Source organism: Paenibacillus elgii NBRC 100335, assembly GCF_004000865.1.
Classification (GTDB): domain Bacteria; phylum Bacillota; class Bacilli; order Paenibacillales; family NBRC-103111; genus Paenibacillus_G; species Paenibacillus_G elgii.
The window spans coordinates 124345-150094 of sequence record NZ_BIMB01000009.1; the positions used below are offsets into that span (position 1 = coordinate 124345).

A 25750-nucleotide genomic window follows, 5' to 3' on the forward strand; every position below is an offset into this window, starting at 1 on the left:
CCATGACGTTCTAGATTCGCGAGATGATTCCGAGCACCAGCTTAAGAAATTTCGGCTTCGCGCGCTCCGTCGTTTCCATAACCTCTGCATGGGACAACGGCTGATCCAGAATGCCCGCCGCCATATTGCTGATGCACGAAAAACCGAGCACTTCAATGCCCGCATGCCGCGCAACAAGCACTTCCGGCACGGTGGACATGCCCACGGCGTCGCCGCCGAGCGTCCGCATCATGCGGATTTCCGCCGGCGTTTCGTACGACGGTCCGAGCAGTCCAAGGTATACCCCCTCCTGCAGCTTCAGCCCTTGCTCTGCCGCTACCTCCTTCGCTGCCTCGCGAAGACGGCGGCTGTACGCTTCGGACATGTCCGGGAAACGAACGCCCAGATCGCTGTGATTCGGTCCAATGAGCGGGTTGCGGAACGTAAAGTTAATATGATCGCGGATCAGCATCAGATCCCCGACCTCGTACGACGTGTTGATGCCGCCAGCAGCATTGGTCACCAGCAGCTTTTCCACGCCGAGCTCCTTCATGACACGGACCGGAAACGATACCGTTTCGACGCCGTATCCTTCATACATATGAAAACGGCCTTTCATCATCAGCACGTGCTTGCCTTCCACTTTACCGAGCAGCAGCTCGCCGGCATGGCCTTCCACCGTAGATACCGGAAAATGCGGAATGTCTTCATACGGAATCGTTACTCCGCCTTCCACCAAATCGGCCAGCACGCCGAGACCGGAGCCCAGGATCAGGCTGATTTCCGGCTTCTCCGGATATTTCCCGCGGATATATTCCGCGGCTTCCTTAATGTTCTTCAACAGCGTCGTTTGATCGCTCATTCGTTTCGTCCTCCCCGGCAATATGTACTTGTTATTTCAACTCGTTCAAAAAGCTGGTGCCGTTGCCTGTTCCCTTCACGCCGAAGTTTGCGGCAACCGTCGCGCCGAGATCCGCAAACGTGCTGCGGACTCCGACCGTCCCTGTCGTTTCAAACGCCGGGCTGTACACCAGAAGCGGCACATACTCGCGGGTATGGTCCGTCCCGTGATGAATCGGATCGTTCCCGTGATCGGCAGTCAGAATCAACAGGTCGTCCTTACTGACCCGTTCCATCAGCTTGGGCAGCCATTCGTCGAATTCGTTCAGCGCCTTGGCATACCCTTCTGGATCTCTACGGTGACCGTACAGCGAGTCGAAATCGACGAGGTTCGTAAACAGCAGTCCTTGGAACGATTCTCCCATCGCATCAATCGTCTTCTGAATCCCGTCGAGATTGCTTTTGGTCGGGAGCGCTTTGGTCACGCCTTCGCCGTCAAAAATATCGTTGATCTTCCCGACGGCGATGCAATCGAGTCCCGCATCCTTCAGCTGGTTCATGACCGTCGGAGCCGGCGGCTTCACCGCATAATCGTGACGGTTCGGCGTGCGTTTGAACGCGCCGGGCGTTCCGACATAAGGACGCGCAATGACGCGACCGACCGTATACGGATCTTCGAGCGTCAGCTTGCGGGCAATCTCGCAGGCGCGGTACAGCTCCTCCAGCGGAATAATCTCTTCGTGCGCCGCAAGCTGGAACACGCTGTCCGCCGAAGTATAGACGATCCAGGCCCCGGCCTTCATCTGCTCCTCGCCCAGCTCATCCAATATTTCCGTTCCGGAGGCCGGCTTGTTACCAATGACCTTGCGCCCGGTTTCCTGCTCGAAACGAGCGATCAGCTCCGGCGGGAAGCCGTCCGGGAATACATTGAACGGAACGGTCACATTAAGCCCCATAATTTCCCAGTGTCCGGTCATCGTATCTTTGCCGACCGATACTTCGGCCATTTTGCCGTAATATCCGCCCGGGCGTTCAACCGGATCAACGCCCTGCAGGCCGGCGATATTTCCGAGACCTAGCTGCTGCATATGAGGCACGTGCAGCGACGGCACACGCTCTGCGATATGGCCGAGCGTATGGGCTCCGGTATCGTTAAAACGCGCGGCATCCGGCAGCTCGCCGATCCCTACGCTATCCAGCACAATCAAGCATACTCGTTTAAATTTCATGGATGTCCCTCCTAAACTTGGCATGGTGAGGCAATGCCATCCTCGCAGGTCAGTCTTTTCGACAAGCCTACCGTTATTATCGCAAAAGCGGACATGGTTTGCAAAAGCCGCAATACGAAAAACCCGGTCTCTCAGGCGCAGAGGAACGGGCTCGCCGGAAGACTATTCGATTTTGGCCCGCGGATGGGTCCGATCGTAAACCTCCTTCATTTTGCTCCGGGTGACTTGCGTATAGATCTGCGTCGTCGAGATGTCCGCATGACCGAGCATTTCCTGTACGGACCGGAGGTCGGCTCCGTTCTCCAGCAGGTGCGCGGCAAACGAATGCCGAAGCGTGTGCGGCGTGATTTCCATCCGAATGTCGGATTCCGCAGCGTAACGTTTAATGATTTTCCAGAAGCCCTGACGTGTCATCCGGGTCCCCAAATGGCTGACAAACAGCGCCTCCTCGGCCTTGGACGGCTTGAGCAGCCTCGGACGCATCGTTTGGGTATAAGCCTCCACGTACTCCGAAGCGATTCTCCCGAGCGGTACGATCCGTTCTTTGCCTTTGCCGACACAACGGATAAAGCCCATACTCGGATTGACGCTGTCCACGTCAAGCGAAATGAGCTCCGATACCCGGATTCCCGTCGCGTACAGCACCTCCAGCATCGCTTTATCCCGCATTCCGTTGGGCGTCGTTGTCAGGGGGGCTTGGAGCAGCTTGCCCACCTCTTGAACCGACAGCACCTTCGGAATCCGTTTCTCGAGTCTCGGTGTCTCCATATGCAGCGACGGATCGCTGTCCATGAGACGCTCCTTCACGAGAAATTGGTAAAAGGCACGGATGGAAACCATACTCCGGGAAAGCGTGGCGGTAGCCCTCCCCCGCTGCTTCAGGTCCAGCATATAGCCGGAAATGTTCAGCTTCCCGCTGTCGCCCAGCGATGAGATGCCGGAGCTTTCCAAATAATCTATATACTGAGACAAATCGCGTCGGTACGAGTCCAGCGTATTCTGAGCAAGGCCCCGATCCTCCGCCAAAAAACGGATAAACGAGTTGAGTTCCTGTTTCATGCGCAATTGATCCCCTTTTATGTCTTGCATCGGCGCTTTTAAAACAATTCCACATAAAGGATCAATATTCCTTCCGAATCAGGAAGCTTTTTTATTCGCCGATCCGGTAAAAAAGCTTCAGCCGTTCGCTCATCGTGATCTTGTCCGAAGCCGCTGCCACCCGATCGTTCTGAAACGCTTTGACGGCGCGGCCTGCGGGCTCCTTGTACTTCGGCTCCGGCTCCAGCCATCGCGTGACGGCTAGCAGCATGTGATACAGCGCGAACGTAAACACCACGAACAAGAGCGCGAAACGAAAGCGGCCGAGCCATTTTCGCACCCGAACATGAACAATCACGGCTTGTCCCCTCCTCCCCTGCTCCCTGCCGCCGGCTTGGCGCCGGACCTCGGGAGTTCAGACAGGTTCTAAGAGTACACTATGACCGAACCAACCAAAATATACGTACTCGGACGGTGGACAGGACGAAACCGTACCGCCGGCATGCCCGCTGCCTTTGTCAACTGATCGGCAGCAGCGAATCTAAGCCCGTATATGGCAGGCCGACGGCTTCGGCTACCGCGGGATACGTGACATGGCCCTGAAAGGTGTTCACGCCGAGCTTCAGCGGCGGATTGCCGTAGAGCGCACGGATCACCCCTTTGCCGGCCAATTCCAGGGCGTAGCCGATGGTCACATTCGTGAGCGCCAGCGTAGAGGTCCGCGGAACGGCTCCCGGCATGTTGGCGACCGCATAATGAAGGACGCCGTGCTTCTCGTACGTCGGCGCGCTGTGCGTTGTCACGCGATCCACCGTCGCGATCGATCCGCCCTGATCTACGGCCACATCCACGATCACGGCTCCCGGCTTCATCTGACGGACCATGTCCTCGCTAACGAGCTTCGGCGCTTTTGCTCCGGGAATAAGGACGGCCCCGATCAGCAGATCCGCCTTTTGTACCGCATTGGCGATGTTGTAGGGGTTGGACATCAACGTGCGGATGCGGCCGTGGAACACGTCGTCCAAATACCGGAGCCGTTCCGCGCTGCGTTCGATGACGACGACGTTGGCGCCGAGTCCGAGCGCCATTTTCGCTGCGTTCGTTCCGACGATGCCTCCGCCCAAAATGATCACGTCCGCCGGAGGCACGCCGGGTACGCCGCCGAGCAAAATGCCGCGCCCACCGTAATTTTTCTCTAGAAACTGCGCGCCGACCTGAACGGACATGCGTCCGGCCACTTCGCTCATCGGAGTTAGCAGCGGCAGTCCCCCGCTCGGAAGCTGAATCGTTTCATACGCGATGGCGGTTACTTTATGCTGCACGAGCGCCTCGGTCAGCTTCGGCTCGGCCGCCAAATGGAGATAGGTAAACAGAGTCAGCCCTTCGCGGAAGTAGCCGAATTCCGCAGGAAGCGGCTCCTTCACCTTCATAATCATCTCCGCCTTACCCCAAACCTCGTCAGCCGAAGGAAGCAACTGAGCGCCCTCCTTGGCGTACTCGTCGTCGGAAAATCCGCTGCCCGCACCGGCCCCGGCTTCTACAATAACGCTATGCCCGGCTTGTCTCAGAACCGCTGCGCCGCCGGGGGTTAAGGCGACGCGGTTTTCGTTGTTTTTGATTTCCTTCGGTATCCCGATGATCATCGCTTCATGCCTCCTGTTCCCGTTTTTCCATCAAAGCGTATGATATGGTATAGCGTTTGCCTTTTCGGTGCGAATATGTGACAAAATGCAAAAAACCTTCATACTTGATCTAGCGTCAAGCCGAAGGTTTCGTGTTTACGTTTTGTTCTTGTCGCGGCAGCGGTGACAAATGCCCTGAAAATCGAGCCGGTGGTCGAGCACCTGAAACCGGTATTCCCGCTCCAGCCGTTCTTCCAGCGCGCCCAGCCAGTCTTCCATAATTTCGTCAACGGCACCGCACTGCACACAGATGAGGTGATGATGATGGTGATGAGAGCTGTCGTTGCGCAAGTCGTAGCGGGCTACGCCATCGCCGAAATTCATTTTCTCGAGGACATGCAGCTCGCTGAGCAATTCCAACGTACGATAGACGGTGGCAAGGCCGATTTCTGGCGCTTTATCTTTGACGAGCATAAAAACGTCTTCCGCGCTCAGATGATCCTCTTCGTTCTCCAGCAAAACCCTGACGGTCGCTTCCCGTTGAGGCGTCAGCTTGTAGCCTTGCGATTGCAGCTGTTGTTTGATTTTTTCGATGCGAGATTCCATGCTTCTCCCCCACGGGTTTTGCGCCGAAGCAAAACCTTTCTCGTAAGCTTAAGCTATCTTCATGCTTACATTATAGGAGGAGGACTTAGGGAAAGTCAAACCTTTTAAGACCCGGACATCGTTACAAGCATAGGCGTTACCCATTTCATCATGACAGGCGAGACGTAAGCCTCGAATACCGACACGCCAAGCAGCAGCACCCCGGAGGTCAGAATGACGCCCGAAAAGCGCATAAAAGGCTCGTATAGAGCGCCTTTGCGGCTGATAAACCGGTTTTTGACCAGATGAATCGTGAAAGCCATCGCCGTGACGCTGCATACGAGCAGCAAAGGGATGACCACCAGGTTCGGCGGCACGACCGAAACGAGCGCAAACAGCAGCCCCTTCCAGGATAAGGTGCCGACCAGATAGCCGACGGTGAAGCCGACCAGCACGCCCTTCAAAAAATCCAGAATAAGGATGAGCGGCAGGCCGATGACGGACAGGCCCAGCACCCAAATAATTAAAAACCATTTGATATGCATGGAAAACGAATCCTTGAACGAACCCGTCACGTCGCCTTCCAGTCCGCCTTGATGGACGGACGAAAAAAAGCTGCCCAAATAGCGGCTCAGCTCCTGCTTTTGCTCCAGCGACAGGGCGTTCACCATCACCGCACCGAAAACGACGCCCGTGACGAAAACCACGCCTACGAATAAATAGAACGACAAATGCTCCTTCATATACTGTTCCAGCGTACGGTTCCGCATCATGCCGGCGCGCCCCCCCTTGTCCGAATAATACAGAATATGAGGGGGCGCACAGGTTTATGACTCTGTCCGTATATCGCGCTATTCTTGCCGTGCGGATACTTTGCCGTATTTGCCGCCGCCGCCCGTATCGAGCCGCAGCGTACCCTCGCGCGCTTCCATAATATAACCGGCAATCGTTTCACCTGCCGCATCCGCGAGCTCTTCGAACGATACACGGTGCAGCAGGTTCATTTCGGAGCCGAACCGCTCGATGAGACGGTTGAACGTTTTCGGCCCGAGGCCCGGAATGTACTCCAGCGGCACTTGGTAACAATAAGGCGGCCGGTCCGGGGCAACCCGAGGCTCCTCCCGGTCCGCCAGACTCAAAATCCGGTCCATAACGCCGCGGACAATCCTTGGGCTGCCGCAGTACAAGCAGCGCTCCACAGCGGTCTGGCCCTGCTCGTCGAGAATCGAGCTGCAATCGCCGCAGTACGTGCGGTGGTATTTGCCGAGCCGCGGATTAAGTCCGTAATTGGCAAGCACGCGGCGTCCGTCCTCCTGCGACAAAGCTTTCCGCAGCTCCTCGAAGGTCGGCGCCTTGAGCGCCAGCTTATTGTATTCGCGCCCGATCTTCGGGAGCGAATGGGCATCGGAGTTGGTCAGAAACGTATAGCGGTCCAGCTCGCTAATATATCCGGCCATGACGGTGTCGGCGCTGAGACCGAGCTCTACGGCCGCGATCCCGTCCAAGTCGAGTAAATACTCCATTCGCGTCGAACAGCTGCCGTAGACGCTTTTATGCGGGGTAAAAATATGGGCCGGAATCAGGATGCCTCCGCGCGCAATAACTTCCCGCTGAAGCTCCCGGGCCGTGACATAGATGCGCTGCGAGCTGAGCTGCACATTTTTCATATGCTTGCGCAGCCACTCTGTGAAGCTCTGCATGTCGCTTAGCTTAGGCAAATATGCGAGCAAATGGGCCGTCCCTAATCCGGGGTCGCGCACCTCGATCTCGCAGCCCAGCAGGACGGTCGTCCGGTGGAAGCGAATGCCTCCGCCTTCCAGTTCTTCCATCTCGCCCGTTTCCAAATAATGCAGCATTTCCCGCTGCACGCCCGGGGAATGGCAGTCGATGATGCCGATCATGTCGATCCCTTTGCGCTCTGACGCTTCCTGCGCGATGTTGTAGAACGTCAGGTTGTTCGCGGCGCTGATTTTGACCGCTTCGCCCGCTTCCGTTCGCCCGATGTGGATATGCAGGTCAGCGTAGTACGCGTTCGTGCTCATGTCGGGAACGAGCCGGTAAGCTTGTACAGCTGCCAGGCGTAAACGGCCATGATTGTTTTGGCGTCGCTGATCCGCTGCTCCCGGATGTATGCTTGCGCCTGCTCCAGCGTAAGCTCTTCGATTTCGAGGAATTCGTCTTCGTCGGGGTTGGCTTGTCCCTTCATCAGCTGCTCGGCAGCATACAAATGAAGAATTTCGTCGGCGAAGCCGGGCGATGTATAGAAAGAGCTGATATGGCGGATCGAGCCTGCGGTATAGCCGGTTTCCTCCTCAAGCTCGCGCTTGGCGGCATCCAGCGGATTCTCGCCGGCGTCCAGCTTCCCTGCCGGAATTTCCACCTGGCTTTTCTCCAGCGGCTTGCGGTATTGCTCGACGACGATCATCCGGTCATCCGGGGTAAGGGCCAGAACCGCGACCGCACCGGGATGCTTAACGATCTCGCGGGTCGCTTCCGCGCCATTCGGCAGCTTTACGGTGTCCACTTGCAACGAAATAATTTTACCTTGAAAAATCGGCTGGGTGGAGACGGTCACTTCTTCGAATTTTTTATGCGTCTTATGCGGCATGGAAGATTCCTCTCTTCTCTTTACGGGTATTGTTAGAATAAGACCAAAGCCCATTATACCACATCCGGCGGCCGCTGGCCGCCCGACTAAGGACATAATCGTGTCGTCTCCCGCATAAGGTGGATTATATGAACCTATCGAAGCAGGAGGGGTACTCTATGAAAACATATGTCAATGCAGGACAGCTTCGTCTGGTAGGTAAAGGCTGGGAAATCCGCAACTATTTGAAAATGGCGCTGGACCGTGTCTCGCCCGATGTGCCGCTTGCGGCATTTCTGGACGGGACGCAGACCGGCAGAGCGGCTACGGTTTATCCGGACCCTCGTTCCGAAGGAGTCGGTATGCCGCTCCTGCCGCCGTACAAATGGCCGCAAAAAACGCAGGGTCGTCCTGCAAGGACCGCCCCATGGAAGTAATCGGCTGCCCGTACGCTTCCAGCGCGGCCGCCATATGCTCCAAGGGCGGAGGCGTCTCCCACCGCAGCCGGTGACGCCGGGCGAGCCCGCTCTGCCGGACTTGCTCGCGCAGCAGCGTGGTTTCCGCTTCGGCGGGCAGCACCGGCAGCGGGACGAAAGCCGGCGCGAGCGCGGCTTGGCCTATCGCCACCGCGCTATGGCGGCTGAGCCCGCAGTGCTGCGGCCGCGGATCGGCGAAGCTGATGCGGGCCATCGCCACAGGCGCGCCACCAAGGGCATGCACCGCGCCTACAAGCTCGCCCGCCTCGATGCCGCTGAAGCCGTATGGCGTGCCGGTGCCTACGATGCCGGGGCCCATGCAGACAATGGCGATGTCCGCTTCCAGCACATGCTTCGCGGCAAGGAGCGCCGTGTATTTGTTGACGGCTTCGACGTCGCCGCCGTAGGCGTGGCCGTACGTGACCGTCCCGACCAGCCAGCCAAGCTGGCGGAGCCGCCTTACGTGTCCGCTTATCGCCATAGGAAGGGCGCCCCCGTCGGTCATGACATAAGCGATGCGCAGTGCCGGCGCTCCCGCCTCGCGCGCAAGCTCGCGGAGCCAGCAGACGGCGGCAGGCAGCATGCTGTGAAGCTCGCCGATCAGCACCGGCATCCCGTCGATCGTGCGCGATTCGGCAAACAGAGCGTGATGTGGACTTGACTGCTCCTCGACCGAGAGCACGGCCCGCTGCAAAGACGTGTACCGCAGCTTCATCATGTGCCCTTCCTGCGGCCCGAAGAACCGAAGCCTATCCGACGTCTCCGGCTCCCACTCTACTGGAACATCCGGGCCGTCGAAGCTCTCGTCCAACCTGCCAAGTTTCGCATGAACAAAATGCACGCCGCCCGTCCCGAGCCCTAAACGAACGGCAGTCGTATTCAGCAGCACCTCGTCCCCCGGCTGAAGCCGTGTCCCTAAGGCAAGATCATGCAGCGCAGCCGCCGTTTCCCCGTTTCCAAGCCGCACCCGGACCTCTTGCAGACCGTTCGGGAACAAAGGTTCCCCTACCGTTTCCGTGACGACAGCCGTTTCCCACTGAATCCTCATATTCCGTTTCCTCCCGGTTTAACTCACACAAAAAAATCGCCGCTTACCCGAAAGAGATAAGCAGCGATTAAACAACCTGTATGTTATTACTTTATGCCGGAAGGCCAAGCATTATGCCTTGGCAACTTCATTGACGATCGAGACGACCGCTTCGGCCGTTTTGACAAGGTCCGAGATCGCGATCCGTTCTTTCGTCGTGTGAATGTCCAGATAGCCGACAGCCAAATTGACGGTCGGAACGCCCATGCCGTTGAACATATTGGCGTCGCTGCCCCCGCCGGAATGGAAGGTGCGCGGCGTGCAGCCGACCTTCGTCAGCGCGTTCATCGCAAGCTTCACGACCGGAGCGGACTCGTCGTACATAAACGCCGGATAGATGACTTCGCTTTTGAAATCAAGCTTCGCGCCCATTTCCTCCGCCGCTTCCTCGCACGCTTGACGCATTTTCTCGACCTGCTCGTACATTTTGGCCTGCGTGATGCTGCGCGCCTCGCCTTCAAGCGTTACCCGCTCGACGACGATGTTCGTCGCGCCTTCCACGCCGCCTTCGAACCGTCCGATGTTCGCGGTCGTTTCTTTGTCGATGCGGCCTAGCGGCATGCGCGCAATCGCTTTACTCGCAACGGTAATCGCGCTCACGCCCGCTTCGGGATTCACGCCCGCATGAGCCGAGCGGCCCCAGAACGTGATGTACACCTTCGCCTGTGTCGGAGCGGCTACGGCGATATCTCCGATAGTGCCGTTCGAGTCCAGCGCGAAGCCGAGATCCGCATCGACCCATTTGGCTTCCATCGCGCGGGAGCCCTTCAAGCCGGATTCCTCGCCCGCCGTAATAATAAACTGAATCTGCCCGTGCTCGATGTTGTTCTCTTTCAAGACGCGAATCGCTTCGAACATGGCGGCAAGGCCCGCTTTGTCGTCCGCCCCGAGAATCGTCGTTCCGTCGCTGCGGATGTAACCGTCTTCGCCGATCTGCGGCTTAACGCCTTTCCCCGGGGTAACCGTATCCATATGCGAAGTGAAGAACAGCTTCGGTAGAGGCTTCGCGGAAGTCGCCGGCAGCGTGCAGATGAGATTGCCCGAGCCGTGGCCGGTTTTCGCCGCGGAATCGTCCTCTTCCACCTTCAAGCCCAGCTCAGTGAATTTTGCCTTCAGCACGCGGCTGATTTCCTGCTCGTGTTTCGTTTCGCTGTCGATTTGAACCAACTCGATAAATTCGTCTACCAATCGCTTTTGCTGAATCATAGCTTTCCTCCATTAGGCCGTTTGGGTTATTATAGGGATAGTATTCCCTTGATAAGGAGCTGAAATCGTTGCGAAATAAATTGATTTTCAAAATCGTCGTCTACGCGATGATCGTCTCGATGCTATTATCCACGCTGTTGTTTACCGTCAGCAATTTCTTCTAGCTGGCCGGAGGGCGACGGGTTAAGGACAAGCCACCCGTCCGCCGCCGACCTTTAGTACAGCTTCGTGTCCTGATTGTACGCTTCCAGGTTCTCTTTCACCCGCTGCAGGAAGCGTCCGCAGATGACCCCGTCCAAAATGCGGTGGTCCAAAGATAAGCACAGGTTGACCATCGAACGGACGGCAATCATGTCCTGAATGACGACCGGCTTTTTCACGATCGATTCGAAGGTCAAAATGGCGGCTTGCGGGTAGTTGATGATCGGATACGACAAAATCGATCCGAACGAGCCCGTATTGTTCACGGTAAACGTCCCGCCTTGCATATCGCTGAGCGTCAGCTTGCCGGCTCTTGCTTTCCGGGTTAAAGAATCGATCTCCCGGGCGAGGCCGGCAATATTCATTTGGTCGGCCTTCTGGATGACCGGAGTGACGACGAAGTCCTCGGTACCCACAGCCAGCGCAAGGTTGATGTCCCGCTTGACGATAATTTTGTCAACCGCCCAGACCGAGTTCATGATCGGATAATCCTTGATCGCGCCGACGACCGCTTTGAGCAGGAAGGCCAGATATGTAATGTTGATCCCTTCCTGTTTCATGAATTCGCCCTTCACCTTGTTCCGCAGCAGCACAAGGTTTGTCACGTCCACCTCGATCATCGTCCAGGCATGCGGAATTTCCGTTACGCTCTGACGCATACGGCTGGCAATCGTGTTGCGAATCGGCGTCACGTCGATCAAATACTCGCCCCGGCCATCAAGCGACTGACCTTCCACTTCGATTTTCGGCAGCGGCGGGTTTTCCGACAAATGGATGCCGGTCGAACGAACCGGTCCCTTCGGCGGCACCGGAAGGAATACGCCGGCGGTCGCTGCTTCCGCAGCGGCTTCCGCATTGACGGCGGCCACCGGTTTTCCCTCTTCGACCGCTGCGGTCTTACCGCTCGCGACGTAAGCTTCCACGTCTTTGCGCGTAATGCGGCCGCCGAGGCCCGTTCCCTTCACTTCCGACAGCGCGATCCCGTGTTCTGCGGCAAGCTTGAGTACCGCAGGCGAATAACGGCCACTCATGCCCGCTTCACCGCCAGCAGCAGCTTGAGCTTCACGACGGGCTTGTCCGCCTTGAGCGCGCTGCGGCTGAGCAACGGCTTCCGCTGCGCCGCCTGCCTGATTCGGCTCCTCGATCAAACAAATATCTTCTCCGACCGCAGCCGTATATCCTTCTTCCGCCAGCAACTTAACGAGCCGGCCTTCGATCGGTGACGGCATCTCTACCGTCACCTTGTCAGTGATCAGTTCGCACAGCACGTCGTACTGTTCGATATAATCGCCCGGTTGCTTAAGCCATTTACCGATCGTCGCCGATACCAAACTCTCGGCCAGATGAGGAACCTTGACGCCGGTTCCTTTCGTCGCTTGATCGTTCATGTAACGGTCCTCCTAGAACAAAGCCAGCTTCCGCATGGCTTCCATGATCTTATCCGTATTGAGAAGGAAAAACTTCTCCATCGGCGGGTTCATTCCGACGGCCGGAACGTCCGGCGTGCAGAGCCTCATAATCGGCGCGTCCAGCTCGAACAGCAGCTCTTCGGCAATGATCGCAGACACTTCCGCCCCGACGCCTCCGGTCTTGTTATCCTCGTGGATGATCAGCACTTTGCCGGTTTTGGCTGCCGCTTTGAGAATCGCTTCCGTATCCAAAGGCTGCAGCGTTCTCAGATCGAGCACATGAGCCTGAATGCCTTCTTTGGCCAGCTCTTCCGCCGCACGCAGCGCATATTGCACGGTGATGCCGTACGTGATGACGGTGATGTCGGAGCCTTCCCGCTTCACGGCAGCTTCGCCGATCGGCACGATATAATCGTCCTCGGGCACTTCGCCCGTGACAGACAAGTAGCATTTCTTATGCTCGAAGTAAAGCACCGGGTCCGGATTGCGGATCGCGGCCTTCAATAGCCCTTTCGCATCGTACGGGTCCGATGGGGCGACAATGACAAGCCCCGGCGTGCCGAAAAAGACGGATTCCGGACATTGGGAATGATACAGCGCGCCGCCGCCAGTCGCCCCGTACGGAGCGCGGATCACGACAGGACAGCTCCAGTCGTTGTTCGAACGGTACCGGATGCGGGCCGCCTCGCTGATGATCTGGTTCGTTGCCGGAAAAATAAAGTCCGCGTACTGCATTTCCGCCACCGGCTTCATCCCGTACATCGCGGCGCCGATCGCTACGCCTGCAATCGCCGATTCGGCGAGCGGCGTATCCATAATCCGCTCTTCCCCGAACTGCTCCTTCAGCCCTTTTGTCGCATTCATGACGCCGCCCTTGCCGACGTCCTCGCCCAGGACGAACACGTTCTCGTCCCGCTCCAGCTCTTCCTTCATTGCTGTGCGAATCGCTTCCAAATACGTAATGACCGCCACGAATTAGCCCTCCCTCTGTTCCGCGTACACATGCTTGAGTGTATCTTCCGGCTTCGGAAATGGCGCATCGTCCGCGTAATTCGTCGCTTCGACCAATTCCCGCTTGATAGCCGCCGCAAGCTCGGCGTCCTGCGTTTCGCTCCAGAGGCCGCAGTCGATCAGATACTGCTTGAACCGCGGCAGGCCGTCCTTCGCACGGTTCTCTTCCACTTCCTCCGGGGTGCGGTAGAGCAAATCGTTGTCGGACGTCGAATGCGGAGGGATCCGGTACATGACCGCTTCGATCAAGGTCGGTCCTTCGCCGCGCAGAGCGCGCTCGCGCGCTTCCTTCACGACGCGGTACACTTCAAGCGGATCCCGGCCGTCTACCTTAACGCCCGGGAAGCCGTATCCATGGGCGCGCTCGGCGATACTGCCGCCCACCTGCTTGCTCAGCGGGATGGAGATCGCGTACTGGTTATTTTCACACATAAAAATAACCGGAAGCTTGTGAACGCCCGCAAAGTTGCAGCCTTCGTGGAAATCCCCCTGGTTGCTCGATCCGTCGCCGAAGGTCGCGAACGCCACGAAGCTTTTGCGTTTCAGCTTGGCTGCGAGCGCAAATCCGACCGCGTGAGGCACTTGGGTCGTTACCGGAGAAGAGCCGGTCACGATATTCAGCTTTTTATGGCTGAAATGGCCCGGCATTTGACGTCCGCCGCTGTTCGGGTCCTCCGCCTTGGCGAAGACGGACAGCATCAGTTCTTTTAACGTCATGCCGACCGAAAGCACGAAGCCGTAATCCCGGTAATACGGTAAAAAGTAGTCCTCCCCGCGTGAAAGCGCGAAGGCTGCGGCGACTTGCGCCGTTTCCTGGCCGATTCCGGACACGTGAAACGCGATTTTGCCCGAACGCTGCAGCAGGAAGCACCGCTCGTCAAACATGCGGGCTTTCAGCATGTATGTATACATTTCCAGAGCCTGACCGTCCGTCAATCCTAGCTGCCGGTGTTTTGTTATTTGACCGATGGACATGGAGTTTATAGACGCCTCCTTTTGTTAAAGCGAGAAAATGTTTAATACCTGGTGCTAATACCAGACACTATAACTATATTATAAACCGTTTGGTTTACGAATACAATTTTATTAAATAAAGAGGCGTCCTCCGGCCTTCCGGCAGCAAATTACGTATTGATGGACCGCCCGTCTACAGCAAGCATCGCCTCGCCCAGCAGCTCGGAAAGGGTCGGATGCGGATGAATCGTCTGCCCGATTTCCCATGGGGTCGCATCAAGAAGCTGAGCCAACGCCGCCTCGGAAATATAATCAGTCACGTGCGGTCCGATCATATGGACGCCGAGCAAATCGTTCGTTTCTTTATCGGCTACCACTTTGATAAATCCGTCGGTCTCCCCGAGCACGATCGCTTTCCCCAGCGCCCGGAAATGAACCTTGGACACCTTGACGTCGCGTCCCTGTTCCTTGGCTTCCCGCTCTGTCCAGCCGATGCTTGCCGTCTCCGGACGGGAATAGACGCACCGCGGCACCCGATGCGGCTCTACCTTGTGCGGCTGCTGGTCCCAGGCATGCTCGGCCGCAGTCAACCCTTCATGGGCGGCCGCGTGCGCAAGCTGAAGACCGCCGATGCAGTCCCCGACCGCATAAATGTGCAGCTCAGCCGTCTGCATCGAATCGTTGACGCGGATGAAGCCGCCTTCGACCTTGACATCGGTATTTTCCAAGCCGATGCCTTCGACGTTGGCTTGACGCCCTACGCACACGAGCGCGATTTCGGCCGATAGCTCGGCTTGTTCCTCGCGATGCTCCACATTTAGCGTCACGCCGCCCTCATGCTTGCGGATGGATTCCGTGATCACTTTAGTGCCTGTACGGACGCTAACCCCACGTTTTTTCAGCAGCCGCTCCAGCTCGCGCGATACGTCTTCATCCTCGCTTGGAAGCAGTCTGGGCGCAAATTCCACGACGGTCACCTGCACGCCAAAATCGCTGAGCAGCGAAGCCCATTCGACGCCGATAACGCCGCCGCCAATAATGACCGCCGAAGCCGGCAGCTTCTCCAGACGCAGCGCCTCGTCGCTGTTCAGGATCGTTACGCCGTCGGTTTCCAGGCCTGGCAGGCTTCTCGGACGGGAGCCCGTCGCGATAACCACCTTCTCCGGCACCAGCGTCAAGATATCGTCCTCGCCTTGCTCGACGGATACCGTACCGCTTCGCGGCGAAAAGATGGAAGGACCGATTAATCTGCCCTTCCCCTGGAATACGGTAATTTTATGTTTTTTCATCAAAAATTGCAGCCCGCTGTATAGTTGCTCGACCACCGCGTCTTTGCGGCTTGCGACTTTAGAGAAATCTAGGGTGACCGCCTCGGCTCCGATGCCGAATTTGTCGCTGTCTTTCATGAGGGCGAATACTTCCGCGCTTCGCAGCAGCGCCTTGCTTGGAATGCAGCCGCGGTGCAGACAAGTTCCTCCGAGCTTATCCTGCTCAACAATGGCCACGTTTTTTCCAAGCTGAGCGGCCCGAATGGCCGCCGTATAACCGCCGATGCCTCCGCCAAGAACAACCATATCAAAAGTATGCGTCATCCATGATTCCTCCTGAATCTTAAGATTCTCTTATTGTAACTCTATTCTGCGGCAGAAATATAGTCCAATTTGTGAAATGACATGAATTCTTGATAAATTTATGATAACGTAGAGATTGACGATTTTGAAGCAATAGAAGGAGCCAAGCATGATGGCCGTTATTTCTCGTTTCATCGCCATGCTGCTGCTGGTCGTGCCCGGACTCATGGCAACTTACGGATTTTTGGCAATGAAGGACGCCTGGTTCGCCCAATTCGATCCGGCGGTCGGCTTCCTCTGGTGGAAATTTGCGCTGGGACTAGTGCTGTTTGCCGCAGGAGTCGCTTTTATTGGGGGATGGATTTTTTTCCGTGACCGCAAACGCAATTATGTCGCGCCGCGTTTTCGCAAGAAACGCAAAAAGGGATAGGCCAGCAATCCGCAGCCTGTCCCTTTTTTGTCGTTGTTCAGCCGCGTCCGCGGCCAGCTTGATCCAGCCAGCGGAGCAGCGCGTGACGTTCGATGATGACGCTCAGCGACCGCCGCCAGGTAATCGCGTGCAAAGCGGCGAGCGCCGTCAATACGGCAGCCTGCACCGAAACCGGTGTCAGCATCACGAACCCGACGCCGAGCGCAAACCCTAGCACATTGGCTCCGGAATCGCCGAGCATAACCTTGCCTCGCAGATCCGCGCCTGCGAACATCCCCGCCCCAATCGTAAGCGGAACCAGCAAGCGCCAAACCTTCCAGCTGGCTTCCGTTCCGCTCTCCTTCCAAGAGGCAAGCCATACGAGCAAAAGCAGCGAAACAAAAAAGCCCTTCAAGGCCCGTCCGGGCCGGACGTCAAGCAGATTCACCGCATTGGTGGCAAGCAGAATAAGAAGCAGCTTGAAGGGCAACAACCACAGCATACGGCTATCCCAGGCAAGGGTTGTCCCGGCCTCGCTTCGAAGATGTGCCGTTTCCGACAGCAGGATAAGCATTCCGGCCACCAAGGTCGTCCCCGCTTTGACGATCCCGGTCGTTATCCTCCGCTGCCCGATCCAAATTTTCCAATGATTGCGCAGCCCTTTGACTTCCCGCTCCCCGAGCAGATCGTCCAGCAGTCCCGCAAAACAGACCATCGTGACCGCCAACACCCATCGGTCCGTATTGGGCCAAGAGGAAGGCACTACGCACACCTCGTACAGATACCACAGCAGTAGCAGCAGCCACAGAAGCACGCCTCCGGCCGTCGGAACAAGACGTCCCCGGTAGTTCGTTTCCGAAAGCCCGTGCTCCTGCAAAAAACGAATCGTTCCCGGCAGTAAAACGGCTCCTGCAGCGATCAGCAAGCCAGACGGAACCGCCCATTCCCACACCCAGTCGGTCACGTTCAGCATGCCGGCTTCCGCCAGCAATGCCACAAGGTAAGTCCGACCTCACAGAGCTGCTTGCCGCGATGGAGCCAGCCCTGCCAAGTCCGCCCGGTCTCCCGGTGCCGGAAAGGAACTTCCAGCTCGACGATCCGAAAGCCTAGCCTGACGGCATCGACCATCATGCCGACCTCGGCGCCGAAGCCTTGGTACTTCCTTTCGCAGCGCCGCAGTACCTCACTTCGCATCGCACGTTGCCCGGATAACGGGGCTCCCGAGTCGTAGCCGCTTAGCAGACGGACGCCTCGTCCGGCCAAGCCTCTGACCAGCCCGAAGCCTCCCGGGATGCTTGCCGGCGGAAGCTTCGCCACGGTCAAATCCGCCTCCCCCCGCAGCACAGGCTCAAGAAGCAGGGGGAACTTTTCGGCGGTGCTGCCGAGATCGGCATCCAGAAATACGACAATCTCCCCTGATGCCGCTTGCCAGCCCGCATACATCGCCGCTCCTTTGCCGGAATTTACGGGAAAACGCAATACGACGTCAGCCCACGCGCAAGCGACGTCTCCCGTACCGTCGCGGCTTCCGTCATCCACCACGATGAGCTGCATATCGAATGAAAATGCCGCTGAAGCGTGCGCCTTCGAGACCGCTTCCAGCGTCGAAGCCAGCAGCCGGGACTCGTTCCACGCAGGAATAATGACGGATATAAGAGGAGCCATTGGCGTTCTCTCCCTTCTCTCAATGCAAAAAACGGACAAAAGATAACCATGCTGCCCCCGAGCTTGCCGGCTTACGTCGTTTGGTTGCCGGGTATACGCGGCTAATCCCCCGTGCATCGACCAGCCTGCTCCCGATTTTCATCCGCACCAGCCATGTACTGCCCATGCCTTTGCGTCCTTTTTCCATAAAATCCTGCATATGGCTGTGCAGCCCAACGGTAACAATCTGCTCACAGCCTTGCTCGTAAGCCAGCAGGAGCGCCGCATCCTCACTCGTACCTCCCGTCGGCAGCGAACTCGCTGTAAGCCCGAGCCTCCGAAGACGGTCCATGCCCGGAGACGCTCCGTTCCGATAGCTATGTACGATCAGCTCGGCCCCGCTGAATAAAGCAAGATCCGATACGCTGTCCATGTCCCCTATAATGATGTCGGGATTGTACCCCTCTTCGAGGATGGCATCTGCCCCTCCGTCCACACCAATCAGCACCGGACGGGCTCTCCGTATGTAACGTTTCAGAGCGGCAAAATCTTCCCGGTACCCGCTTCCCCTCACCACCACGAGCGCATGCCTTCCGGGCAGCTCTGTCCGCAGCGAAACGGGCGGAAACGGTTCGAGCAGCTGCTCTTTTTCCTCGGCCGCGTATTTCAGTGTATTCTCGATAAACCTAGCGAGCTGCTTCGGCTCGGAGGCTTGTGCAGCCCGGTATCCGGCCAGCCAGCTTTGCCGCGTAAACCGGCGGCAAGGCACCCATGACGTCCCTATATCGATCCCGTGGTCGGTCACGGTAACGGTCCGGGAGGTCTGCAGCACCTCAAAGGCATCCGGAGACGTCTCCACAAGCGGCGTACCGGCCTCCAGAAGCTCCAAAACCGCCCGCGAGGCAATCGTCCCGGTCATCGTCCGGCCCGTGTTAACAACGGCGGACACCCGGGCCTTGAGCAGGCCGCGCACGGCAAGCTCGTCCAAATCATCGTGCGCCAGCACGGCGATTCGCCCCGGTCCCAATCGTTGAAGCAGCCGTTTAGTGCTTCGGTCGCTTTCCGTTGTGCCGGTGACGGGCAAAAGTCCCGTTTTCGATCTCCATCTCATAGCTTCATCCCCAATCACGTCAAGGAATCCAGCGCCCGCTCCACCCTCGTTACCCCTTGAGACATCACATGTCCGCTAGCCACTGCCGACGCCACCGCCGTCGCCTCGAGAATTTCTTGCCGGGATGCTCCCTTAGCTAACGCTTCTTGAACGTGGTACAGCGTACACACCTCGTTATTTGCAAACAAGCCGATGCCAAGGGCAATCAACTGCTTTTGCTTTTCATCCAGTGCTCCGGGGGCAAAACAAGCGGCTGTAAAATGATGGTATGCTTCCACCATCGTCGGCATAAGCTCTTTCATGTGGCCGACACCGACCTTATAAGAGTCGACTTTTTGCAAGCTGTCCGCTTGATGCATCGCGGCGCCTCCTTCCGGTTTTCCTTGGTTTAGCTTCCCCTCGTTCCAAAGGCATATGCAAAAAGAACGATTTCGTGTCCAAAAAAAATCAAAAAATAACGAAACCATTTACAATATTCTACAAAAATCGATTTTATCGTATGGTATAATTAGTTTTATCCTAGGGTAAGGAGTAGATTCAATGCAAAAAACATGTCAAAAAATTGTTCGTGTTCAGAATGGTCTGATTACGGAAATTTATGATGGCTTGGTTTACCGAGACTTCAGTGACAATGAAAGCGCATTGAAGGAATTGCTGATGGACGATATCGGTCTGGATTTTGATTCCGTACTCCATACTTACGAGCAGCTCATTTACGAGTTGGCCTGCTCCAGTTCGGAACTCCGCTCCTCCATCATGAAGCGTTTGCCCGAAGGCTGGCTTGATTGGGCACACGATTTGTATTCCGACAATAACGCCGAAAATAAAGCCATGCTGCCCATCACGCAGTCGATCCTATAATTGCCTGACGTCAGCCGTATACTTGGATAAGCACGTTCCATACTAAGCTTGAACTCACTTAGCGGAGGTGCTTCTTGAAATGGTTGACAATCTCGAAAGCAATTACGACTGCTCCAATGCAGGCGGCGATCTTCAAGAGCTGCAGCAGCAACTGGTCGGGATGCAAAACACCGAGCTGGATGAACAGTCCCAGCAAACGGCTAACCGGCTGGAGAATCAGATCCGGTTCATCAAGAACAAGTGCGACATTCGCCCTTAATCCGTGCATTTGAAGAAAAAAGCCAGCCCTTCGGATATCCGTCCGCGGCTGGCTTGCTTGCATTTGTGGGATAAAAAACGGTGATTTTTAGTCTTCGCGAACCAATACAATATCGCTCACATTATGAATGACATGGAAATTCAATAGTTGGTAGGCCGTCATTGCGTTTAGTTTTTCGTGTAAATCGTAAATGGCGACCTCGCCGCGTGCAGTTTCACCCAGCTTGATCGCCACGTGACATTCCACATAGACACGTTCAACTTGTGTGCGAGCGGCCATCGTATAGTTGACGATACCATCGGAAACAAAATAGGCATGGTTCTTATCGGGCGTCAGAAAAGCGTCAACGATTTCGAAGTCACCGTTGCCCGAATCAATGACGAGCTTGATTCTCTTTAACACGGCATGTAGCCCCTTTTGTTTGAATTTTTCGAGCGAAGTTAAACCCATAAACGTATAAACGTATTATATGTCTATCAGCTTAAACGTTATTACGTATAATGTCAATGCTTTATTTACGTAAATTTTGGGATAAGTTATAATAGCTTTATAGGTAGGTGATTAATAGTTGCGAAGAGTTCGTTTAAGAATAAAAGAAATTATGGAACAACGAGGATTAACACAGATACAGCTTTCTGAATTATCGGGAGTTAGACAATCTGCAATAAGCGAAATGTCTCGCAATGTTCGTGAACAAATAAGTCTCATTCATCTTTCGAAATTAGCAGATGCTCTTAACATTGACGACATTAACGAGTTTCTGGTAATAGAAAAAGACGGCAACCAATCGGACTAAAGCACCGAAAAGCTGCCGTCTTTTGTTTTTACAACTTTCCTCCTTTCATAATGGTTACTTGCTTCTATTGATTCCTCGAAAAATTAAAACGCCGAGCCCGTTAGGGCCCGACGTAGGAAAGCTTACTTATTTCACGACACCTTATGCTCAATCCGCAGCTTATCTGCCACCATCGCGATAAATTCGCTATTCGTCGGCTTCGCTTTGCTGATATTGATCGTATAGCCGAACAAATGCGAGATGCTGTCGATGTTGCCGCGTGTCCAAGCGACTTCGATCGCATGGCGGATTGCCCGTTCGACGCGGCTCGGCGTTGTTTTGTACTTTTCGGCAATCGCCGGATACAGCGTCTTCGTAATCGCCCCGAGAATTTCGATGTTGTTATATACCATCGTGATTGCTTCACGCAAATATTGGTAGCCTTTAATGTGAGCGGGCACGCCGATCTCGTGAATAATGGTTGTGATGTTGGCATCCAGATTTTTGCCTTTCGGCAATTGAACGACGTTCGCTTTCTGCGACGACGAAGAGGACACAGGCACAGTTGGGCTTGTGCCGATCAACTGCCGAATCCGGTTCGTCAAAATTTCCATATCGAACGGTTTCAAAATGTAATACGAGGCGCCGAGCTGGACAGCTTTTTGGGTAATGTTTTCTTGACCGAAAGCGGTGAGCATGATGATTTTCGGCTGCGGATTCAAATCCATCTCCCGCAGCTTCTCGAGCACGCCGAGACCATCTAAATGGGGCATAATAATGTCCAAAATCAATACGTCCGGCACTCGGGGGCCTTGCTCGATTAGACGAAGCACATCATTTCCATTGTAAGCAACGCCGGTCACTTGCATATCGGCCTGATCATCGATGAATTCGGAAAGAAGATTAGTAAACTCTCGGTTGTCGTCTGCTAAAAGAACTTCAATGGTTTGCAACGGTAAGCGCCTCCTTATTTGCGGCAATTCGCTTTAGCATTATTTACCTGCTATACAATTTCGACATGCACTTTAAAATTCCTTCTGTCGAATATTATTTTTCTGGATTTTTTCGGATTTTTATTTTATAATTAATAATTTACTCCACCGTTATACATCATTCGACAAAGAGTGATTAAATGCTACATAACGTATCTACTAACTAAAAATAACCACACTTCGTACATAAACGATTCGAAACGGAGCAAAGATTTACGTACTTCACACAAAAAAACCGAAGGCCATCAACTGGCCTTCGGTTCCGTTGTTTCCGTATTGGAAGGACGAAGCATGATGCCTGCATCCTGCAGCATCCATTCGATAAAGCATCCGTAGCCGCTTGTCGGGTCATTGACGAAGACGTGAGTGACCGCTCCGATCACTTTTCCGTTCTGGATAATCGGGCTTCCGCTCATGCCTTGCACGATACCTCCAGTCTTGTCCAACAAGCGGGAGTCGGTAATTTTGATTACCATCCCTTTGGTCGCCGGATATTCCTGCTTCGCCACATGAACGACCTCGATATCGAATTTCTCGACCTTCTGACCGTTGACCACCGTATAAATTTGCGCAGGACCTTCCTTCACCTCTTCGGCGAAGGCGACGGGGAGTGCCTTGTCGCTGTAGCTATGCCCCGGCGTATCAAACATTTTACCGAAAATGCCGAACTGCGTATTTTTCTCAATATTGCCAATGGCCCTGCTTTCCTTGGAGAACTGGGCGCGCTTCTCCCCCGGCTCGCCGTTCTGGCTCTTCGATATCGAAGTGACGTTCGAATGCACGATCTCTCCGTTGCCTACCATGATCGGCACTTGGGTGTCCATATCGGTAATGACGTGGCCCAGCGCTCCGTATACGCGTTGATCCGGGGCATAGAAGGTCAACGTTCCGACCCCGGCGGCCGAATCGCGAATATACAGCCCAAGCCTGTACGCCTTGTCCACGATATCGTACGCAGGATTGATCGGAATATCGAGCGTTTCGTTTCCGCGGCGGATCGTCAGCATAATCGGCCTCTTGTCCTCGCCCGCCGCTTTGACGAGATCCGCTACCCGGCTCACGTCGCTTACGGTTTTGCCATTCATTTTGACAATGAGATCGCCGAGCTGCACCTTGGCCTCTTCGCCCGGAGACGTTTTGCGGTCATCCGCGATCGCAACCAAATGATGCCCGACGATCATAATTCCGGCCGATTTCAGCTTCACGCCGATCGTCTGGCCGCCGGGAATCACTTTTAAGTCAGGGACGACATTGACTTTCACCGTCTTGAAAGGAATTTTACCGAATAGCTTCAGCTTCATTTCAGCTTGTCCGGCTTGATAAGATTCAAGGGCGATAGGATGATGAAGATCCACTTGGAATGAGTGCCTTGCCGAGCCGTTGACCTTCAGCACTTCCGGATGGTTGACCGTTACTTGCGCGCTGACCGGCATCGCCAGCTTCAGTTGGGTTTGCTGTCCGGTAAAAAGCCGGAGCTCCTCGGGGAATGAGGCAAAACTGCGGAAAGGGGTGGTGAGGCTACCCAAACAAACGAAGAGGACGAGCAGTAATCCAATCAATCTTTTTCTATGGTTGGAACCCAATTCGCTCACGCTCCCTTGCTTCCTTTGCTTAGCGGCACGCGGCATGCGACTTCCGGCTTCAAAGCTGGCTGCACCGCCGTTTGTGTACCTTTAAGGTAACCCCCGCCCTTTTCTTTTATAACTCCAAAATGATCCCTTGGCTAGCTCATTTTCGCTTTCATGTTATCGGCAAGCGCGATCATTTCCTGCGCGTGCTGGAGCGTTTTGTCGGTCACTTCGACGCCTCCCAGCATACGGGCCAGCTCGTGAATACGTTCTTCCGTATTTAAGTCGTCAATATTCGTATAAGTGCGGTCTCCATCCGTCGTTTTATGAATGCGGTAATGCACGTCCGCCATGCAGGCGACCTGCGGCAGATGCGTAATGGAGAAGATTTGACAGCTCCGGGATAGTCTGGACATTTTCTCGGCTATCGCCTGTGCCGCGCGACCGCTTACCCCGGTATCCACTTCGTCGAAGACCATTACCGGGATACTGTCCACCCGGGCAAAAATGGATTTAAGCGCCAGCATGACGCGGGAGATTTCCCCACCCGAAGCGATTTTGCTGAGCGCACGCATCGGTTCCCCGGGATTCGCCGAAATGAGAAACTCGACTTGATCTGCGCCTTCGCGCGTCAGCTTCTTTTCCACATCCACGGCAAAATGGACCCGGAACTGCGTCCGTTCCATCTGCAGCTCGCGGAGCTCCGCCACAATTTCCGCCGCGAGCTTGTCCGCTACAATCATACGCTGCTCGGTCAGAACCGAAGCCAGCCGCTGTACCTGTTCGAGGGCCACCGCTTCTTCTTTTTGCAGCTGCTGAAGCTTTTCGTCCTTGTTCTCGATCAGGTCCAGTTCCTTTTCAATCTTTTCAACATATGCAAGGATATCCGAAACGGATTCTCCATATTTTCTGCGAAGCGATGAGATCGTATCCAGCCTTTGCTCGATAAAATCGAGTCTGGAAGGGTTGAACTCCACTTCATCACGGTAATCGCGAACTTGGTAAGCCGCGTCTTCCAACTGGTAGAAGGCCCCTTGCACCTGCTCCAACAGCGACTGAAGCTTGGCGGGATCGAGTGCGGCGATATCCTGAAGCTTCTGGACGGCACGGCCGACGGCATCCAGTCCCTTGCTTCCCCCATACAATAGATCGTAAGCGTCGGAGGCGTTCTGGAACAGCCGTTCCGCATTGACCAGCTTTCGCTTCTCATCGGCCAGCGCCTCGTCTTCTCCCGCTTTCAGCTTGGCTGTACGGATTTCCTCCACCTGAAACCGGTACAAATCCATCATTTGCAGCGCTTGCTTGCTCGTTTCCTGCAGCTCCTTAAGCTGCTTGCGGATTCCCTGGTATACATCGTACGCTTCCTGATAAGCAAGCTTGGCTGGCAAAATCTGCGGCTCGCCGAACATGTCAAGCCACCGGATATGCTCCTCTACCCGGAACAACGATTGATGCTCGTGCTGTCCGTGAATATTGACCAGATAATCGCCGATTTCCCTAAGCACAGCGCGGTTGACCAATTGTCCGTTCACGCGGCTGGTGCTTTTACCTTGAGCCGTAATTTCTCTGCGAATAATAAGATGCTCCTCCGGGTCGGCTTCTATTCCCACGCCGGACAAAATATTCCAAACGGGATGATCCTTCCCGATCTGATACAACGCTTCGATCGATGCTTTGTCACTTCCGTAGCGAACCAGATCCGAAGAGCTTCGGCCCCCGGCAATCAGACCGAGCGCGTCGATGATGATCGATTTGCCCGCCCCCGTTTCCCCCGTCAACACGTGGAATCCGGTTTTGCAATGCAATTCAACATGTTCGATAACCGCCAGATGGCGAATGGATAGTTCCAGCAGCATAAGCTACACCTCTCTGACATTAACTGAGCATTCCCAAGACTTGATTAACGATATGTGAGCTGTGATCCTTGGTTCGGCAAATGATCAGAATCGTGTCGTCGCCGCTGATCGTTCCCATAATCTCGTTCCATTCCAGACTGTCAATGAGCGCCGCAATCGCATTGGCCGTCCCCGGCAAGCTTTTGATCACGACGAGATTTTCGGTATGGTCAATATGCACAAAATGATCGTTGAGCGCCCGCCGCAAACGCTGCAGCGGATTGTAGCGCTGATCGGCCGGCATGGAATATTTGTACCTTCCGTCGTCTAACGGCACTTTGATCAGATGCATTTCTTTGATATCTCTGGAAATGGTCGCCTGCGTGACATGGAAGCCCGCTTTGCGAAGCTGCTCGACGAGCTCGTCCTGCGTTTCGATTTCGTTGTTGGTGATGATTTCTCGTATTCTAACATGTCGTTGGCCCTTCATGGCTTCCTCCC

Annotated in this window: 30 protein-coding genes; 6 read left to right on the forward strand and 24 right to left on the reverse strand. The window is 55.3% G+C overall.

Annotation, left to right across the window (positions count from 1 at the left end):
- Positions 1-10: 10 nt before the first annotated feature.
- From PEL01S_RS09460 to PEL01S_RS09500, 9 genes are all read right to left on the reverse strand, one after another.
- Positions 11-841 (reverse strand): purine-nucleoside phosphorylase, encoded by an 831-nt coding sequence (locus PEL01S_RS09460; protein WP_063185891.1) that lies wholly within the window; start codon positions 839-841, stop codon positions 11-13.
- Positions 842-872: 31 nt separating this feature from the next.
- Positions 873-2048 carry a phosphopentomutase gene (gene deoB, locus PEL01S_RS09465; protein ID WP_127460122.1) on the reverse strand — a complete coding sequence of 392 codons (1176 nt, stop codon included), beginning with the start codon at positions 2046-2048 and terminating at the stop codon, positions 873-875.
- 162 nt (positions 2049-2210) lie between these two features.
- Entirely contained in the window at positions 2211-3107 is an 897-nt protein-coding gene (gene xerD / locus PEL01S_RS09470) for a site-specific tyrosine recombinase XerD (RefSeq protein WP_127460123.1), read from the reverse strand.
- Positions 3108-3198: 91 nt separating this feature from the next.
- A complete protein-coding gene (locus tag PEL01S_RS09475; RefSeq protein ID WP_063185895.1) occupies positions 3199-3444 on the reverse strand; it encodes a DUF4227 family protein in 246 nt (81 codons plus the stop codon).
- Between the two features lie 160 nt (positions 3445-3604).
- Positions 3605-4729, reverse strand: coding sequence for an alanine dehydrogenase (gene ald, locus PEL01S_RS09480; protein WP_063185896.1), 1125 nt, complete (start codon positions 4727-4729; stop codon positions 3605-3607).
- 135 nt (positions 4730-4864) lie between these two features.
- Positions 4865-5314: a ferric iron uptake transcriptional regulator gene (fur, locus tag PEL01S_RS09485; RefSeq protein WP_010499013.1), complete on the reverse strand. Its 450-nt coding sequence runs from the start codon at positions 5312-5314 to the stop codon at positions 4865-4867.
- A 104-nt stretch (positions 5315-5418) separates the two neighbouring features.
- On the reverse strand, positions 5419-6066 hold the full coding sequence (spoIIM, locus tag PEL01S_RS09490; RefSeq protein WP_063185897.1) for a stage II sporulation protein M: 648 nt from the start codon (positions 6064-6066) through the stop codon (positions 5419-5421).
- Positions 6067-6144: 78 nt separating this feature from the next.
- A complete protein-coding gene (locus PEL01S_RS09495) occupies positions 6145-7335 on the reverse strand; it encodes an endonuclease Q family protein (protein WP_127460124.1) in 1191 nt (396 codons plus the stop codon).
- On the reverse strand, positions 7332-7901 hold the full coding sequence (locus PEL01S_RS09500; RefSeq protein ID WP_127460125.1) for an NUDIX hydrolase: 570 nt from the start codon (positions 7899-7901) through the stop codon (positions 7332-7334). The genes PEL01S_RS09495 and PEL01S_RS09500 overlap by 4 nt, the downstream gene beginning before the upstream one ends.
- A gap of 158 nt (positions 7902-8059) precedes the next feature.
- On the opposite strand from PEL01S_RS09500, the gene mciZ reads away from it, so the two are divergent.
- Positions 8060-8317 (forward strand): Z-ring formation inhibitor MciZ, encoded by a 258-nt coding sequence (gene mciZ, locus PEL01S_RS09505; protein WP_127460126.1) that lies wholly within the window; start codon positions 8060-8062, stop codon positions 8315-8317.
- Here mciZ and PEL01S_RS09510 read toward each other — a convergent pair.
- The gene (locus tag PEL01S_RS09510) at positions 8205-9404 is read right to left on the reverse strand and encodes a DUF3866 family protein (protein ID WP_127460127.1); all 1200 of its coding nucleotides are present in this window, start codon (positions 9402-9404) and stop codon (positions 8205-8207) included. The genes mciZ and PEL01S_RS09510 overlap by 113 nt on opposite strands.
- 111 nt (positions 9405-9515) lie before the next feature.
- Positions 9516-10649, reverse strand: coding sequence for a M20/M25/M40 family metallo-hydrolase (locus PEL01S_RS09515; RefSeq protein WP_063185901.1), 1134 nt, complete (start codon positions 10647-10649; stop codon positions 9516-9518).
- Positions 10650-10717: 68 nt separating this feature from the next.
- Between PEL01S_RS09515 and prli42 the strand changes: the two genes are divergently transcribed.
- The gene (prli42, locus tag PEL01S_RS34435; protein ID WP_010499124.1) at positions 10718-10813 is read left to right on the forward strand and encodes a stressosome-associated protein Prli42; all 96 of its coding nucleotides are present in this window, start codon (positions 10718-10720) and stop codon (positions 10811-10813) included.
- Positions 10814-10864: 51 nt separating this feature from the next.
- On the opposite strand, the gene PEL01S_RS09520 is transcribed toward prli42, so the two are convergent.
- The 4 genes from PEL01S_RS09520 to lpdA all read right to left on the reverse strand — a co-directional run bounded on the left by PEL01S_RS09520 (position 10865) and on the right by lpdA (position 15816).
- On the reverse strand, positions 10865-12238 hold the full coding sequence (locus PEL01S_RS09520; RefSeq protein ID WP_063185903.1) for a dihydrolipoamide acetyltransferase family protein: 1374 nt from the start codon (positions 12236-12238) through the stop codon (positions 10865-10867).
- Between the two features lie 12 nt (positions 12239-12250).
- Entirely contained in the window at positions 12251-13231 is a 981-nt protein-coding gene (locus PEL01S_RS09525; RefSeq protein ID WP_127460128.1) for an alpha-ketoacid dehydrogenase subunit beta, read from the reverse strand.
- Between the two features lie 3 nt (positions 13232-13234).
- Complete coding sequence (locus tag PEL01S_RS09530; RefSeq protein WP_127460129.1) at positions 13235-14245, reverse strand: thiamine pyrophosphate-dependent dehydrogenase E1 component subunit alpha; 1011 nt, start codon at positions 14243-14245, stop codon at positions 13235-13237.
- A gap of 149 nt (positions 14246-14394) precedes the next feature.
- The gene (lpdA, locus tag PEL01S_RS09535; protein WP_127460130.1) at positions 14395-15816 is read right to left on the reverse strand and encodes a dihydrolipoyl dehydrogenase; all 1422 of its coding nucleotides are present in this window, start codon (positions 15814-15816) and stop codon (positions 14395-14397) included.
- A 148-nt stretch (positions 15817-15964) separates the two neighbouring features.
- Between lpdA and PEL01S_RS09540 the strand changes: the two genes are divergently transcribed.
- Positions 15965-16225: a DUF2627 domain-containing protein gene (locus tag PEL01S_RS09540; RefSeq protein WP_063185914.1), complete on the forward strand. Its 261-nt coding sequence runs from the start codon at positions 15965-15967 to the stop codon at positions 16223-16225.
- A gap of 37 nt (positions 16226-16262) precedes the next feature.
- On the opposite strand, the gene PEL01S_RS09545 is transcribed toward PEL01S_RS09540, so the two are convergent.
- Genes PEL01S_RS09545 through PEL01S_RS09560 form a run of 4 tightly spaced genes read right to left on the reverse strand, consistent with a single transcriptional unit; the run spans position 16263 to position 19318 of the window.
- Entirely contained in the window at positions 16263-17201 is a 939-nt protein-coding gene (locus PEL01S_RS09545; RefSeq protein ID WP_127460131.1) for a hypothetical protein, read from the reverse strand.
- Positions 17171-17869 (reverse strand): glycosyltransferase family 2 protein, encoded by a 699-nt coding sequence (locus PEL01S_RS09550; RefSeq protein WP_127460132.1) that lies wholly within the window; start codon positions 17867-17869, stop codon positions 17171-17173. The genes PEL01S_RS09545 and PEL01S_RS09550 overlap by 31 nt, the downstream gene beginning before the upstream one ends.
- Positions 17870-17888: 19 nt before the next feature.
- Positions 17889-18959 (reverse strand): putative cytokinetic ring protein SteA, encoded by a 1071-nt coding sequence (steA, locus tag PEL01S_RS09555; protein WP_239551197.1) that lies wholly within the window; start codon positions 18957-18959, stop codon positions 17889-17891.
- Positions 18960-18973: 14 nt separating this feature from the next.
- The gene (locus PEL01S_RS09560) at positions 18974-19318 is read right to left on the reverse strand and encodes a carboxymuconolactone decarboxylase family protein (RefSeq protein WP_127460133.1); all 345 of its coding nucleotides are present in this window, start codon (positions 19316-19318) and stop codon (positions 18974-18976) included.
- A 181-nt stretch (positions 19319-19499) separates the two neighbouring features.
- Between PEL01S_RS09560 and PEL01S_RS09565 the strand changes: the two genes are divergently transcribed.
- Both PEL01S_RS09565 and PEL01S_RS09570 read left to right on the forward strand, forming a co-directional pair.
- On the forward strand, positions 19500-19820 hold the full coding sequence (locus PEL01S_RS09565; protein ID WP_036690293.1) for a hypothetical protein: 321 nt from the start codon (positions 19500-19502) through the stop codon (positions 19818-19820).
- Positions 19821-19899: 79 nt separating this feature from the next.
- Entirely contained in the window at positions 19900-20079 is a 180-nt protein-coding gene (locus PEL01S_RS09570) for a DUF2524 domain-containing protein (RefSeq protein WP_127460134.1), read from the forward strand.
- Between the two features lie 87 nt (positions 20080-20166).
- Here PEL01S_RS09570 and PEL01S_RS09575 read toward each other — a convergent pair whose 3' ends face one another.
- Complete coding sequence (locus PEL01S_RS09575) at positions 20167-20481, reverse strand: hypothetical protein (protein WP_063185923.1); 315 nt, start codon at positions 20479-20481, stop codon at positions 20167-20169.
- 166 nt (positions 20482-20647) lie between these two features.
- Here PEL01S_RS09575 and PEL01S_RS09580 point away from each other — a divergent pair, with 166 nt between their 5' ends.
- Complete coding sequence (locus PEL01S_RS09580; protein WP_082867162.1) at positions 20648-20875, forward strand: helix-turn-helix domain-containing protein; 228 nt, start codon at positions 20648-20650, stop codon at positions 20873-20875.
- Positions 20876-21006: 131 nt separating this feature from the next.
- Here the strand turns inward: PEL01S_RS09580 and spo0A are convergent, their stop codons facing one another.
- From spo0A to ahrC, 4 genes are all read right to left on the reverse strand, one after another.
- Positions 21007-21807: a sporulation transcription factor Spo0A gene (gene spo0A / locus PEL01S_RS09585; protein ID WP_063185925.1), complete on the reverse strand. Its 801-nt coding sequence runs from the start codon at positions 21805-21807 to the stop codon at positions 21007-21009.
- A gap of 284 nt (positions 21808-22091) precedes the next feature.
- Entirely contained in the window at positions 22092-23429 is a 1338-nt protein-coding gene (gene spoIVB, locus PEL01S_RS09590) for a SpoIVB peptidase (protein ID WP_239551207.1), read from the reverse strand.
- 140 nt (positions 23430-23569) lie between these two features.
- Positions 23570-25270, reverse strand: a complete 1701-nt coding sequence (gene recN, locus PEL01S_RS09595) for a DNA repair protein RecN (protein WP_127460136.1) — start codon at positions 25268-25270, stop codon at positions 23570-23572.
- Between the two features lie 19 nt (positions 25271-25289).
- The gene (ahrC, locus tag PEL01S_RS09600; protein ID WP_036690275.1) at positions 25290-25739 is read right to left on the reverse strand and encodes a transcriptional regulator AhrC/ArgR; all 450 of its coding nucleotides are present in this window, start codon (positions 25737-25739) and stop codon (positions 25290-25292) included.
- Positions 25740-25750: the final 11 nt, after the last annotated feature.